The organism is Methanoregula sp., assembly GCF_002835825.1.
Classification (GTDB): Archaea; Halobacteriota; Methanomicrobia; order Methanomicrobiales; family Methanospirillaceae; genus Methanoregula.
On record NZ_PIZH01000015.1, the window covers coordinates 1 to 13,008 of the forward strand.

A 13,008-nucleotide genomic window follows, 5' to 3' on the forward strand; every position below is an offset into this window, starting at 1 on the left:
CCCTGAAGCGGAGATCCGGGAAAAAATTGTATCTGCAGCACATGCCTGCAGCTGAGCAGTCTTATACGATTCAAGAAAAAAGAGTACTGCAATGCTTCCCATTTATGTTGTGAACAACCATGGTCAGTTCAACCATCTTATTCACCGGGCCGTGCGGGATCTTGATATTGATGTGGCTCTGGTCCCTAACACTACGCCAGCAGCTGAGGTGGGTGAAAACTGCCGGGGAATCATCCTTGGTGGAGGACCGACGATTGAACGAGCCGGTAACTGTGCGCAGTATCTCGATTTGGGACTGCCGGTACTGGGCATTTGTCTTGGACTTCACATCATTGCCAGGAAATTCGGGGGAACCGTGACAACCGGCCAGAGCGGGGGGTATGGCCCTGTCGAGGTTGAGATTTGCCGGGACAGCGAAATTCTTGCGGGATATCCAAAAACGATGAATGTCTGGGCATCTCATGCGGATGAAGTATCACGGGTGCCTGAGGATTTTTGTGTTCTCGCACAATCGACCATCTGCAACCACGAGGCGATTGCCCACAGGGAAAAACCGGTTTTCGGGCTCCAGTGGCATCCCGAGGTCAGCCATACTTTTGAAGGGAAACGCGTTTTTGAAAATTTCCTCCGGATCATTGCCGATAACCCATAAACGCTTTATCCTTATCCGGCAACCTTTCTCCCAGATGAGAAAAGAGGGATGAAAATGGCGGATAATTTCACGTTATTGTGTTTCATAATGGTAACCGGGCTTTTCCTCGTATTCTGTCCGGTTTCTGCAGCTGGTGCGATCAGCACGGTCTCTGCCGGAAATACGGTCTTTGTTGGGGAGCAGGGACTGGACATCCGTGCTGCAATGGATGGAGATTCAATACTGGGATGGTGGGCTTCCGGTGCAGCAATCTCTTCCAGTTCGCCGGATAAGACGATCTCTGTCCCGAACCCCGGGAGTTTCACGATCTACCCTTCAGATTTCCAAACGTATACCGGAACCTGGTATCGCCTGAAGTCGCCAACAACTGCAAATGGCACTGCGTTCAATGTTGTCGATCCGTATCTTGATCTTAAGATAGAAGATACCACGGTCAGCACGGATGTCACAAATAAATGGGTTCCGACGGATGACGAACTTCGCTTCAGGATTGACACCAATCTTGTCCAGATGCTCCAGCGGAACTCCGTGAGCACGGTCCCCATCACCATTAAAGTTCGCAGCCCTGACGGGACACTGCTCAATGCACTCGTGAGCAAGTCGGGGCAGACAACATCACTGGTGGACTACCCGGTAACCACCTCGCCACAGTATACCGGGTCAATATGGGGAACCAGTAACCGGGCAATGTATCCTCCGGGCACGTACTCGGTCTGGGCTGAATGTAATGTCAATTCCATGAAAGACAATTATAACCAGGCAGGCAAGACGGTCAGTACAACGGTTACCGTGCTCAACCAGGACCAGAACCCGCTCATCGGCAACAAGGGATATGTCACGAACCCGACGACATCAACGCCAGTGATGACAACCCGGACACCGACGCCGACTGTTACCACGGCAGTTACAACCAGTCCTCCCCCCACCACGGTCTTAACTCCCGTGGCAACTGCAACGGCCGAATCCCCTGCAGCAACGACGCTGCCGGCAACTGCAGTGGTCCCTGCCGCTCCAACCACCCATGCGCCCGGCTTCGGGGCAGGACTGGTTGTTCTTTCTCTTTGTGCCTGTCTTTTGTTCTTCCTGAAGAAACACTAATTTTTCTTCGTAAGTTTTTATTACCCGGGTCTCCCATTACGGTGCATGAATGTTGTTACCACACTGATCAAGTCCCGTCACAGTGTCCGGAAGTACAAACCGGACCCTCTTGACGAGCGGGCAATCCAGGACGCTCTCGAGTGCGCTGCCCTGGCACCCACGGCCCGGAATGTCCAGCCCTGGCTGTTTGGTATAGTGCGTGAAAAACCGGTGCTGAAAACGATTGCCGGGCTTGCAGCGAACGGGGCGTTCATTGCTGATTGTGCAGCATGTTTTTTTGTCTTCTGTGAGAAGAAGGAACTCTACTACCTTGAGGATGGCTGCGCTGCAACCGAGAACCTGATCCTTGCCCTCCAGGCCTATGGTGTCTCGTCATGCTGGGTGGCGGGGGACAAGAAGGAGTACGCAGAGTCTGTCAGGAAATTACTGAATGTGCCGGAGAACTATACCCTTGTCTCCCTTGTTGCAGCCGGAATACCTGCCGAAGTCACGATTGCACCAAAGAAACCCTTGAAAAAAATCGTGTTTTTTGAACAATACACAAACGAATAGCCGAATAGTGTCCTGGATTACGGGTCTCTTTTTTTCGCCAAAAAAAATCGCATCCCTAAAAAAATTGTTCCGAAGACCAAAAAGATCCCGGGTACCATGTCTCCCTATCGTGATGCATAACAATAAGAAACAATTACAAAACCGGCACACCAAAATTTTCCGGTGTATCTTTGCATCTGCATCCATGGCAACGGTTATTCGGTGAAAACCCTTTATTCCTGCAAAACAGCCTGTGCGGAGCTCAATGCCGATATCTCCAGATTTCCCTGATGTGTAAAGTGGTTTTACCAGGTTTTCCGGACGCTCCGGAACCCGCCTGATGCCCTGCCTCCGTTCTATTCTCAACCCGATGCAGGGAGTGCATCCATGCTGACCATTCTCCGATATCCGACAGCCCCCGTTCCGGAAGAGGGGAAGCACCCGACAGGATTCATCGACGGAGAAATTTCTGTGCAGGACCTAAAAAAAATTCGGCAGTGGAAATGGTGCCAACGCCCGACATAATTCCCGTAATAATGACGTTTTTCGGAAAATTAAGCCGTTTCACTCGAATAAAACCGTGCTTTTTATTCGCGTAAGAAATTGCGCAAAAATTTCCTGATCTGAACTCTTGTTTCCGGGCCTTAGGCTATCCGGCGCCCGCCACGGCCTGAAAATAAAGGGTCTTCTTCCGGCACCGGAATACCGACCGGTTTTTCCTGAAAAATAGGGGAACCCGTGTCCCGGAGCCTCCGGCAGTGTGTTAATGGGTAGCCGGGATGGCGGATCCCCCTCATTTCAGCCCCTCCACGCTACCTGGGTAGTGCCTTTGCGGCAGCTGGGAACAGTGACGGGTTGTGCCAGGAGCTCTCCTGCGGGATGATGTGGTTTACCGGAAACTATCTGCGAACTTGTTTTTACATCGGGATACCGTTTTATTACTCCCCGAGTAATCGTCCTGATTGATTTCTCAAAATCATAAAAAATGAGAATGAGCACGTCACGCATTTTCCGGTTGTCCGCGATCAACGCATCCGGAATAGTAAGATCACTGGAGGCAGACTCCAAAAAAATGGCTCATCGCCTCAATGATGTTGTGCATGCAAAAAAGAATTCATTGAAAAATCCACTCTCAAAAGAAAATCCCAAAGAGATCTCACAAGCAGCAAACGTCATCTTACAGAAGAAATCCGGAAAATATTGTTTGTTCCATTCACGGATTCTTACTCATTTGTATCGTGAATGATATTCTGGTGGACTTTTTTCACTATCGTAACCGATATCATGTACCTGTTTTATCTCCCTTCACGAGCACGGGTCATGCATCAGGGAATGAAATGACAGGTACCATACAGTCCATTTTCTTTTTTCAACCATCTGGTAATGCTTAATCATCCGGCACATCAGATCACTAGTCATGAACCATGGGATCCTGCAGGTTGCGCTTGACCTCCTCGATCTGGATCGTGCTGTGCAGATTGCACAGGAAGCTGTCGAAGGCGGTGCTGACTGGATCGAAGCAGGGACCCCACTTATCAAGAGCGAAGGCATGCAGGCAGTCCGGACATTGCGCCAGCGATTTCCCCATGCAGTCATCGTTGCAGACATGAAAGTGGCCGACACCGGGGCTCTTGAGGTGGAGATGGCGGCAAAGGCCGGTGCAGATGTCATCGGGATCCTTGCGGATGCAGACGATGCGGTGATTGCAGAATCCGTCCGGGCGGCCCGGCTTTATGGTGTGAAGGTGATGGCGGACCTGATTAATGTGGCAGATCCACTCGTCCGCGCCCAGCAGCTGGAGTCGTTTGGCGTCCACATAATCTGCGCCCATGTAGGCATTGACCAGCAGATGACTGGAAAAGAATCCTTGAACCTCCTCTCCACATTGTCCGGTCAGATCCACATCCCCTTAGCGGTTGCCGGGGGGATTGATGCTTCGGGTGCAGCTGATGCCATCCGGAACGGGGCGGAGATCGTTATCGTTGGTGGCAATATTGTGCGTTCCGCCAATGTGACGGGATCCACAAAGGAGATCCGGCGCGGTATGGATGAAGGGACGGCTGACCGCCCCCTCAGGAAATCAAAAGAGGAAGAGACGTATGACCTATTCCTGCAGGTATCCGCGCCCAATGTCACCGATGCAATGCACCGGAAAGGTGCAATGATCGGTATCGTCCCGGTTTGCAGGGCCGTGAAACTGGTGGGAAAGGCCGTGACCGTGCAGACATTTGCCGGGGACTGGGCAAAACCTGTGGAAGCTATCGATATTGCCATGCGTGGGGATGTCATCGTTATCAACAACGATGGAGGGACGCATGTCGCGCCATGGGGGGAGCTTGCCACCCTGAGTTGCATGAAAAAAGGAATTTCCGGTGTGATCATCGATGGTGCAGTAAGGGATGTCGATGATATTCGTGCGCTGAAGTATCCGGTCTTTGCAAAGGCGACTGTACCTAATGCCGGGGAGCCCAAAGGTATGGGGGAGATTAACGCGGAGATCCAGTGTTGCGGGCAATGGGTCCGGCCCGGTGACTGGATTGTCGGGGATGAGAGCGGTGTTGTCGTGATCCCTGCAGAACAGGCGTACGAGGTGGCGAGGAGAGCGCTTGAGATCCGTAAAACAGAAGAGCGCATCCGTGAAGAGATCCAGCGGGGGAGCACACTTGCCCAAATCGCACACCTGGAAAAATGGGAGAAAAAGTAATGCTGACCGGTCAGTGAAAGACCGATCTCTCGATAAGGGTTGCACCTGACTGCTGGATCTTTTTTATTGCATCCTCTACCTGGTCGACACGAAGGATGAGGACTGCACCATCTTTCCCGGAGTAGGCATACGAATACTCAATGTTGATCCCGGAATCCCCGAGGATCTTCGCGACTTCGTAGAGTCCGCCGGGCTGGTCTTTCATCTTTACTGCGATTACGTCAGTGAATGCGATGTTGAATCCGAGCGCCTGCAGTGTATCATGGGCTTTCTGCGGGTGATCCACGAGTGCCCTTACAACACCGAAACCGTTTGCCTCGGCAATGCTGAATGCAAGAATGTTCACCTTCTCCTCGCCCAGGGTGTGGGCGATAGCCGCGAGGCGACCCGGGCGGTTTTCTGAGAATATCGAGATCTGTTTGATCAGGTATTTTTTCGCGTCCATGTTATAACGACCTCTTATCAATAACTTTCTTTGATTTTCCTTCAAACCTCGGGAGTGAGCCGGGTTCGACAAGCTCCACATCAGCGTTCACGTTCAGGGAATTCCTGAGCCGGTGTTCAACATTCTGGCGGATCTTCATCAGGTCCGTTATCTTGTCACTGAATGACTCCTTTTTCAGTTCAACCCTGACAAGCATATCGTCCAGTGCGCCTTTCCGCTCTACCACGATCTGGAAGTGCTGCCCGACTTCGGGAATCGCCATCAGTGCATGTTCTACCTGGGAGGGGAATACGTTGATTCCCCGGATGATCAGCATGTCATCAACGCGGCCCTGGATCCGGTGAATCCGTGGATTGGTCCTTCCGCAGGCACAGACTGCATCGTCCATTGCTGCGATATCCCCGATCCGGTAGCGGATCATGGGGAGTGCCTCTTTCTGCAGGATGGTGATGGTGACTTCCCCATCCTCACCCGGTTCCAGTGGCTCTTCCGTCTTGGGATCGATTATTTCGACAAGAGCAAGATCGGACCAGACATGGAATCCTTTCTGTTCGCAGCACTCGGTGAACATCGGGCCCGACAACTCACTGGTACCATAGATATCATATGCCTTGATCCCGAGCCAGTCCTCTATCCTGACGCGCATCTTATCGGTCCAGGGCTCTGCCCCCAGGATGCCCGTTCGCAGCCGGGTATCGTTCCGGATACTCACGCCCATCTTCTCGGCAACTTCGCCCATGTGCAGGAGATAGGAGGGAGTACAGGCTATCGCTGTTGCGCCCAGGTCCTGCATCAGTTCGATCTGGCGTTCGGTATTGCCAACACTTGTCGGGAGAACCGTTGCACCGATCCGCTCTGCGCCGTAATGCATCCCGAGTCCCCCGGTAAAGAGGCCGTACCCGTAACTGACCTGGATGACATCCCCCCGTCCAAGTCCGATGGATGTAAGGCCCCGTGCAAGCGAGGTAGTCCACAGATCCAGGTCCTTCTGGGTATACCCGACAACCGTTGGTTTCCCGGTAGTCCCGCTTGAGACATGGTACCGGACCAGCTCGTCCTGCGTTGCGGTAAAAATCCGGTCGGGATAGTTATCCCGGAGATCCCGCTTGAACATGAACGGGAGTTTCTTCACATCGGCAAGTTCGCGGATGTCGTCCGGATGGACATTCTGCTCTTTCATCCGGTCGTGATAGAACGGGGAAAAACTGTACAATCGGTAAACGAGACTTTTAAGCAGTTTATACTGCATTTTCTGGAGATCCGCTTTCGGCATCTCTTCAATACGGGGATCCCATAAGGCCATTACAATCCCTCTCTTCGATCAATAACTCTCTTGGCTTTTCCTTCGAACCGGGGCAGGGAACCCGGTTCAACCAGCTTTACTGTTGTACGCAGTTCGAGTGCATCGCGGAGCTGCTTAACGACTTTTTTCTGGAGCCGGGCAAGATCGGATAGTTCTCCGCTGAAGTGCTCCCTGTTGATCTCCACGTCGACTGTCATCTCATCCAGATGATTGATTCTGTCAATAAAGACCATAAATTGATTGCCTACTTCAGGAATCCCGAGGAGTACATGCTCGATCTGGGACGGAAACACATTGATGCCACGGATAACGAGCATATCGTCGCTTCTCCCGGTAATCCGGGCGATCTTTTTCCCTCTCCTGCACAGGCAGCCGTCCTCCATGAGCATGGTGACGTCCCCAGTCCGGTACCTGAGCAATGGCATGGCTTCCTTGACAAGGGGTGTCACCACCAGCTCGCCGCGCTCTCCATCCGCTACCGGCTCACCAGTCCGGGGATCGATAATCTCTACCAGGTAACTGTCATGCCAGATATGGAGTCCGTCACGCTCCGGGCATTCGAAGGCAACCCCCGGACCGAACAGTTCACTCAGTCCATACGAGTCATACGCGGTAACGCCAAGCTTTTCCTCAAGAGTCTTTCTTGTGCTTTCCGACCAGGGTTCCGCACCAAAGAGACCTGTTTTCAGGGTGTCAAGACCCGCTCCCATCTCCTCTGCAACTTCGGAGAGGTGCATGGCATAACTGGGGGTGCAGTGTATTGTCGTCACACCGAAATCCTGGATCATCTCGATCTGGCGTTTCGTATTACCGGTTGCGCTGGGAATGACGGTCATCCCGATCTTCTCGGCACCGTAGTGGAAACCGAGACCGCCGGTGAACATCCCGTAATTCACCATATTCTGAAAAACATCGTCTTTGGTTATCCCGACCATTGTCATGTTCCGGGCAATCAGGCCTGACCATGTATCCAGGTCATTGCGGGTATACCCCACTACCGTGGGTTTCCCGGTGGTTCCCGATGTGGTATGGATCCGCACAATCTCCTTCATGGGGACCGCAAAAAAACCGAAGGGATAGCCGTTCCGGAGATCCTGTTTCTTCGTAAACGGTATTTTTTGTATATCATCCAGTGTCTTAATGGACGCTTGTTTGATCCCGGCTCCGGCAAGGAGGTTTTGGTAAAAACCTACGTTCTGTGCCTGGTTTAGTGTTTTTTTCAGGCGTTTGAGCTGGAGTTCTTTGAGTTCCGTTGGTTTCAGCGTCTCGGTTTTTTTATCCCAGAACATCGTTTGCACCCTGTTATGCTATAACATGACGAGTGTACGTATATCGGTTTGCTGGGGTTTATATCCACCGAAAATTGATCTCACCCCGCGCATAACTCTTCGTTGTTATCCCCCCGGTTTTGGGGCACATGGTTTTTCAAAACGATTAATTAATCCGTGTCCCTGTGGTAGTATTTACACAGTCGGACGCGTATGTCCTGGTGCGGAGTATGGTGGACTATCCCTGGGTCTCAGTCAGCGGCTTTGGAGCCCATATCAAGTCAACCCGGAAGCACCTGATTATCCAGAAGAAAACCACTACGGAACACTATCCTCTTGAAGAAATTTCTCATCTTCTTATTGTCGGCGGGCATACGATTCATTCTGCCGCCATCTCCCAGCTGGTCAGGAATGGGGTGTATATCACCTTTTTTGATCCGGACGGAACTCCTGTTGGAATGATCCGGCCCTTTTCTTCCGGGAATGGTGAGAAGTGCTCTGAACGGCAACGCTCGCTTCCCCGCCAGCGGTATGCAATCCGGATCGCACAGGCCTCGATTAAGTCCCGGCTCTTTACGATCGAGAGAATCCAGGAATCCCAGGAATCCAGCCTCCTTTATGAGGGTGAACTGGAGCTGCTCCACAAATCCCTGGATGAACTGGAATATCTGATCAAACTGGACGAGATCCGCCGCCTGCACAAACTCTCTTCCGATATGTATTACGAGATCCTCTCACGGAGCCTTCCACCGGATCTGGGATTCCGGAGAAGGACCCTTCGACCACAGGTGGATCCCGTCAATGCCATGCTCTCTTTCGGATATTCCCTGCTCTTTGGCACGTGTTCTGTTGCCGTTATCGGTGCCCTTCTCAATCCGGACCTGGGCCTGCTCCATGAGGGATGTGGGGGACTCGTCAATGATCTTATCGAACCGTTAAAAGCGGGGACTGTTGATCCCCTGGTCCTTCAGATGGCAGGGGAATCCCTGACCGATTCTGATTTTGAAAGAACGCACGACCGGTGTATGCTGTCAGATACCCTGATCAGTGCTATGATGAAATCTTTTTACACTGCACAGGTTTCCGACCGGGTTAATGAACAGGTGAACAATTTTTCCCGGGCCCTGGAGACCGGAACCGATTTTAAAATTCTGTATTGATCCTGTTCTCGAGTTTCAGAACGGAGAACCCATCGAATGTTGTCAGGGGCATCTCCGTGATCTGCAGATCCCGTATCACGGCCCGCGGACAACTGTAAACCATGGAAGTGAATTTCTCAAGCACAATCGCCTCACCCGTTACGTACACCTGGACCTTTCCATCTTCAAGGTTAAGAACAGTTCCTGCGATATTCAGGTCTGATGCAATTTTCCGGATGCATGCCCGAAAACCGACCTTCTGGACCCTGCCGGTGATGATTATTTTAAGTGTCTTCATCATCACATCCTCTGCATAATTTTAATGGCAAGGCCCAGTTCGTCAAATACTTCATCTCTCAATGTCGACTGGCGGATATTTGTCGCGGCATCGATTGCGTAATCAAGAATTTCCTGCGCGGAATGCTCACAGCCGGCGGCAAAGATTTTCAGCGCGATATCGCACATGACAAACGCTCTCCGGGATAACGGGCGGATGATCCTTGCCTCCTTGATAGAATTCTGGAGCATCTTCCGGGATAATTTATCCTGGCCTTCTTTCTTGAAATACACAGAAAGGTAACAGAAGAATATTGCCTCCTTTCCCCTGTCTGCAACGGCCCTGACCAGTCTCTCCAGTGTTGCAACCGAATTGGGGTGAATTCCCTCTTTTACCATTCTCTCGGAAACCGACTTGATCTTCACAAACTGGGGGGTGATTTCATACATCTCGGTGTATCCCATCTGCTCCAGCCGGAAGAGACGCACCTCGTCCGCATCGATTGTTTTGATAACCTGGATTGCGAGATCGCGCATTTTCCGGTCATGCGACTGTTCATGAAGTCCGCTGTAGATATCAGCGATGTTGTTCCTGATGGTGTCTGCGATTGAGGGAATATTGATCTTTTTTGTGAGTGTTTCTGCTTTTTTCAGGAGTCTGAGTGTTAGTTCCCCATCCGCATTCTGCAGGGTCAGCCTGACAATGGAGAGAATTACCGAGGCCTTCTCATACGGGGTAATGACGGTATCGGCAGCTGCTTCCATAGCCCGTATCAGGTCCCTGCGTTTTTCGGTGTCCGTGCGTATCATGCGATACAATGAGATCAGGGAGTTTGCATACTCTGCGGGGTCCTTGATCTTCTGTGCTATCTGAAATGCGGTAGTAAACCAACGGGACTCCGGGCGGATTGTGTTGAACCGGACAATGGTTTTTATGACCTGCCGGCGTGCCTCCGAGTCCTTGTCAAATTCAGTCTCCTCCAGGTGTTGTATCGCGCGTGCGAGGTTCTTTTCAGCAATCCCCTCATCAACCTGGCTGTAGGAAGATGCAAGGTATGACAGGATAAGGACCTTATGGTAGCCGGAATTGAGGATATCCAGGTTTTTCTCAACCTCTTCAAGGACGCGGCGTGCATCATCAGTTTTCTGCAACCGTGAAAACATGTCAGCCAAATCGCATAATCCCGTGAGCCTGACATAGGGATCATATATCAGAAGAAGAACGGTGTAGATCAGCGCTATGATTTCCGGGTTTGAATGGGCGAGTTCGTTCCTCCGTAAGAGAAATGCCATTGTCTCGTACGGGTCTGTGGAATTGGGGTGGGTAATCTCATCGTTGAGGTTTGAGACTATCCGTGACATCATGGCATCGCGTTCAAAGGTGTTCTCTATCTCTGTTGCGAACAGGGCGAGTGGTATGATGTAGTCCAGGCTGGTGCTGGTCCTGGAACAGGATATGATGATATCGATAATCCCGGCAATTTTGAGAGACGCCTGCTGGGGTTTTACATGCTTCCTGATTACTTCCCTTCCCCTGACAAACGGCGAATACTTCACCCCGAATTCTTGTGTGGAGGAGATAAACGAGGGATCGTTTAAGAGAGCGCATCCAATCTTGACAAAACATTCCGCAATGCGTTCGAATAACTGACCTTTTAATGAGGGATCGTTTATCTCCCCTGCGATGAGATACGCCTCTTCGAGTGCATCGCAGGATTGTTTATCAGTCGCGTATTTTATCACCCCGTCGATGATATTGGCCATTGCATAGGATACCAGGTCTTTTTCAAGAAGGGAATTACTCCATGCCTTCATCCGGAGCAGCAGGTCAAGGTCACCCTGCTGGGCTGCGAGAATGGACGCTTCATCGATGATACTGCTCAGGGTTGCGGAGCGGGTATTCTGACCTTCGATCTCGCAGGTCAGCCCGACAGCCCTCTGGAGGAAGTCCCGGTTTTTGACCTTAACTCCGATCTTTGCAATCTTGATAACGATATTCGCTATTGCGCGTTCCTTGAGAGCCTGTTCCCGGATCGATTCTGCAAAGCGGATAAGGATCCCCGGGTCATGGGAGTCCAGAAATCCCCTGTCTACGAGAAAGGTAATGCTTTCCAGGATCAGGTGGTCCTGTTTAGGGTGAAGCAGGATGAGGTTACGGATTGAAAGGATATGGAGAATCAAATCATGGTAACTGGATTCCCTGCTCAGTTCGATTGTGGCCCGGTAAACGGCAGTATTGACGACATCCGGGTGCAGTTTTATGAGGATATTGTTATGAATCAGGGGGACACTGTCATTGAGCACCCCTTCCTTTAACAGCTGGGTGAGACAGTCCGTGTATTGCGATGCATTTTCAATCTCGTGGTTGATCTTCCCGAATATTCCCAGTGCATAGCTGAAGTTTCCCGAGGCCAGCATAATCTGGGAGAACTGGAGATAGATCCTCGACAGGATGGCCGGATTGCAGTGGCGTTCAAGAATCGGGATGAGTTCAGTGAGGACCTGCATGTCATTTGAGTTGTTTGCGACAGCAACCCCGGCATGGACCATCTCCCGAACGGGGAAGTCCTCATTGTCCGAGATGTGCTGCTGGAGGTCCATAGCCGTTGAAAGGAACCACTGGTCTCCTGAGCGTTCCGCCTTTTTGAGTAAATCGATAACCAACGTTCCCGTTACTTCCGGCTTGTCATGGCACAATTGCTGGAGAATGGTGATGATCTGTTGTTTGTCCTTGACCCGTTCGAGCAACTGTTCTGTCAGCGCGCTCACAATCTCAAGGAAGGCATCGTGTGAGATAGCGGAGAAATGCTCGAGAAACCGAGGGATGTCCGCCATATCCTTACCAAATGCCGTCTTTGCGCCTTTTCCGATAATTTCAGATATGCAATTATGTCTTCGGATTTTCTGGTGGATGCTGGTTGCGCTGCGGATGCTGTCCAGGAACAAGGGCCGGTCTTTATCGAGAATAGCAACGGTGGCGAGAGCTTTTGCAAGTTCCGCATGCAACACTGCCCGTTTGGATATATCCCCTATCTCTTCAATAAGATGGAGCGATGTACGGAGCAGGTTCTGGCTGCGCGTGGTAATCGCCCAGACGATGAGGAGCGGGATGATATCGATCATAATATCTGATCGGTATTTCCGGAAACTGATGCGGTCAAGGAGGAGGAGTCCCTGATCGATCAGGTCCGGGGCAGCTTCAGATACCCCGGCATCGATCAGGTCACGGGCAAGCATGGCAAACACCCGGGACTGGTTGCTTTTCTTGCTGATCTTGTCGGAAAGGACGAAAACCGTTTCCAGCCAGCGACGGTCTTTTGTGAGGATATACTGCCTGATTATTCGCGAGAATAAGTCTTCATTATCACTTCGCTCGATCTCCTGGAGGGCTGCAGGAAGGGCGGGCCTGTTGTCCCGGATTGCGGTATCAAGGATAAGCTTGTTGAGGTCCGTTACAAGGTTTTTCCGTGCCCGCCGGTTCTGGGGATCATCAAGCACTGCGATAACCGGTTCCAGCACCTTCCAGTCTTCTTCGGAAAGGTCTTTTTTAATATTATGCAGTATATCGATGGTCTGGACCATGGTTTATTAC

Annotated in this window: 10 protein-coding genes; 5 read left to right on the forward strand and 5 right to left on the reverse strand. The window is 51.4% G+C overall.

What is annotated here, in order from left to right; genetic code table 11:
- The first annotated feature begins 91 nt into the window (after positions 1 to 91).
- From CW742_RS01220 to hxlA, 4 genes are all read left to right on the forward strand, one after another.
- Positions 92 to 652 carry a GMP synthase subunit A gene (locus CW742_RS01220; protein WP_292415599.1) on the forward strand — a complete coding sequence of 187 codons (561 nt, stop codon included), beginning with the start codon at positions 92 to 94 and terminating at the stop codon, positions 650 to 652.
- Between the two features lie 87 nt (positions 653 to 739).
- Positions 740 to 1,750: a DUF3821 domain-containing protein gene (locus CW742_RS01225; RefSeq protein ID WP_292415600.1), complete on the forward strand. Its 1,011-nt coding sequence runs from the start codon at positions 740 to 742 to the stop codon at positions 1,748 to 1,750.
- Positions 1,751 to 1,795: 45 nt separating this feature from the next.
- On the forward strand, positions 1,796 to 2,302 hold the full coding sequence (locus CW742_RS01230; protein ID WP_292415601.1) for a nitroreductase family protein: 507 nt from the start codon (positions 1,796 to 1,798) through the stop codon (positions 2,300 to 2,302).
- A gap of 1,396 nt (positions 2,303 to 3,698) precedes the next feature.
- Positions 3,699 to 4,985, forward strand: coding sequence for a 3-hexulose-6-phosphate synthase (hxlA, locus tag CW742_RS01235; protein ID WP_292415602.1), 1,287 nt, complete (start codon positions 3,699 to 3,701; stop codon positions 4,983 to 4,985).
- Between the two features lie 10 nt (positions 4,986 to 4,995).
- Here hxlA and CW742_RS01240 read toward each other — a convergent pair whose 3' ends face one another.
- Genes CW742_RS01240 through CW742_RS01250 form a run of 3 tightly spaced genes read right to left on the reverse strand, consistent with a single transcriptional unit; the run spans position 4,996 to position 8,022 of the window.
- Positions 4,996 to 5,430: an ACT domain-containing protein gene (locus tag CW742_RS01240; protein WP_292415603.1), complete on the reverse strand. Its 435-nt coding sequence runs from the start codon at positions 5,428 to 5,430 to the stop codon at positions 4,996 to 4,998.
- A gap of 1 nt (position 5,431) precedes the next feature.
- Positions 5,432 to 6,733: a phenylacetate--CoA ligase family protein gene (locus tag CW742_RS01245; RefSeq protein WP_292415604.1), complete on the reverse strand. Its 1,302-nt coding sequence runs from the start codon at positions 6,731 to 6,733 to the stop codon at positions 5,432 to 5,434.
- Positions 6,733 to 8,022, reverse strand: a complete 1,290-nt coding sequence (locus CW742_RS01250) for a phenylacetate--CoA ligase family protein (protein ID WP_292415605.1) — start codon at positions 8,020 to 8,022, stop codon at positions 6,733 to 6,735. Before CW742_RS01250 ends, CW742_RS01245 begins: the two co-directional genes overlap by 1 nt.
- A gap of 209 nt (positions 8,023 to 8,231) precedes the next feature.
- Here CW742_RS01250 and cas1 point away from each other — a divergent pair, with 209 nt between their 5' ends.
- Entirely contained in the window at positions 8,232 to 9,161 is a 930-nt protein-coding gene (gene cas1 / locus CW742_RS01255) for a CRISPR-associated endonuclease Cas1 (protein ID WP_292415606.1), read from the forward strand.
- On the opposite strand, the gene CW742_RS01260 is transcribed toward cas1, so the two are convergent.
- Together CW742_RS01260 and CW742_RS01265 are read right to left on the reverse strand one after the other, a co-directional pair.
- Complete coding sequence (locus CW742_RS01260; protein WP_292415607.1) at positions 9,145 to 9,441, reverse strand: acylphosphatase; 297 nt, start codon at positions 9,439 to 9,441, stop codon at positions 9,145 to 9,147. The genes cas1 and CW742_RS01260 overlap by 17 nt on opposite strands.
- A complete protein-coding gene (locus CW742_RS01265) occupies positions 9,441 to 12,998 on the reverse strand; it encodes a hypothetical protein (RefSeq protein WP_292415608.1) in 3,558 nt (1,185 codons plus the stop codon). Before CW742_RS01265 ends, CW742_RS01260 begins: the two co-directional genes overlap by 1 nt.
- Positions 12,999 to 13,008: the final 10 nt, after the last annotated feature.

What these genes read in the sequence shown, in the direction of transcription:
- CW742_RS01220 (WP_292415599.1), top strand. Translation starts at nt 92, where the DNA reads ATGCTTCCCATTTATGTTGTGAACAACCATGGTCAGTTCAACCATCTT.
- CW742_RS01225 (WP_292415600.1), top strand. Translation starts at nt 740, where the DNA reads ATGGTAACCGGGCTTTTCCTCGTATTCTGTCCGGTTTCTGCAGCTGGT.
- CW742_RS01230 (WP_292415601.1), top strand. Translation starts at nt 1,796, where the DNA reads ATGAATGTTGTTACCACACTGATCAAGTCCCGTCACAGTGTCCGGAAG.
- hxlA (WP_292415602.1), top strand. Translation starts at nt 3,699, where the DNA reads ATGAACCATGGGATCCTGCAGGTTGCGCTTGACCTCCTCGATCTGGAT.
- CW742_RS01240 (WP_292415603.1), bottom strand. Translation starts at nt 5,430, where the DNA reads ATGGACGCGAAAAAATACCTGATCAAACAGATCTCGATATTCTCAGAA.
- CW742_RS01245 (WP_292415604.1), bottom strand. Translation starts at nt 6,733, where the DNA reads ATGGCCTTATGGGATCCCCGTATTGAAGAGATGCCGAAAGCGGATCTC.
- CW742_RS01250 (WP_292415605.1), bottom strand. Translation starts at nt 8,022, where the DNA reads ATGTTCTGGGATAAAAAAACCGAGACGCTGAAACCAACGGAACTCAAA.
- cas1 (WP_292415606.1), top strand. Translation starts at nt 8,232, where the DNA reads ATGGTGGACTATCCCTGGGTCTCAGTCAGCGGCTTTGGAGCCCATATC.
- CW742_RS01260 (WP_292415607.1), bottom strand. Translation starts at nt 9,441, where the DNA reads ATGATGAAGACACTTAAAATAATCATCACCGGCAGGGTCCAGAAGGTC.
- CW742_RS01265 (WP_292415608.1), bottom strand. Translation starts at nt 12,998, where the DNA reads ATGGTCCAGACCATCGATATACTGCATAATATTAAAAAAGACCTTTCC.